Below are 575 nucleotides of genomic sequence, written 5' to 3' on the forward strand. Positions count from 1 at the left end.
AGATGGGTGATCCATGCGCGGAGCGCAACTTCGGCCTCGGGGAAGCCCTTGGCAAAGAAGGTATGCATGGATTTGCCGAACTTCGTCGCCACCTCGCGCGGGTTTTGCGTCACGGATTTGTCGTCGAGATCGACATGTTTGAGACGAAGGCTGATCAGGGCGGAAATGCGGATGCCGGTCAGGCAAAGCAGGCCAAAGAGCGCCTTGTCACGCATTTCGCGTGGGGTGGTCGCGGGCATCATCTCAAGCGCCCGCAATGCCTGTTTCATGCTGGGCGCGGGGCGGGCCGGGGCGGCGTGTTGCCGAACGCGATGTTCCCGGGGTTGTGCCCGTTCACCAGCATGTCGGATTTGCAGATCGCGAAGGACTCGGGGTTCAGTTCCTGCCCGAAGAGTTCGACGCGGATGCGGTCATGCAGCGCCTTCATCTCCATCTCGGCAATCCCAGCATCCCGCCGGTGCCTGCTGCGGGGTCATAGACTTTGCGCAAGGCGATGAAGGCCGTAGCAGTGGAGCGTCGCCGGTTCGGATATCGCCGCGTGCACGTCATGCTGGAGCGGCAGGGTTGGCAAGTGA

At 62.3% G+C, this 575-nt stretch carries 2 protein-coding genes; both read right to left on the reverse strand.

Features of this window, described 5'->3' with window-relative positions; genetic code table 11:
* On the reverse strand, nt 1–269 hold a 269-nt coding region (locus J1C49_RS21530), incomplete at its 3' end, for a tyrosine-type recombinase/integrase (RefSeq protein ID WP_227447859.1).
* Complete coding sequence (locus J1C49_RS21535; protein ID WP_227447860.1) at nt 266–433, reverse strand: SAM-dependent methyltransferase; 168 nt, start codon at nt 431–433, stop codon at nt 266–268. The genes J1C49_RS21535 and J1C49_RS21530, both read right to left, overlap by 4 nt.
* Nucleotides 434–575: the final 142 nt, after the last annotated feature.

This window comes from Cognatishimia sp. F0-27 (genome assembly GCF_020667845.1).
Taxonomy (GTDB): domain Bacteria; phylum Pseudomonadota; class Alphaproteobacteria; order Rhodobacterales; family Rhodobacteraceae; genus JAFMPQ01.

What these genes read in the sequence shown, in the direction of transcription:
- J1C49_RS21535 (WP_227447860.1), bottom strand. Translation starts at nt 433, where the DNA reads ATGGAGATGAAGGCGCTGCATGACCGCATCCGCGTCGAACTCTTCGGG.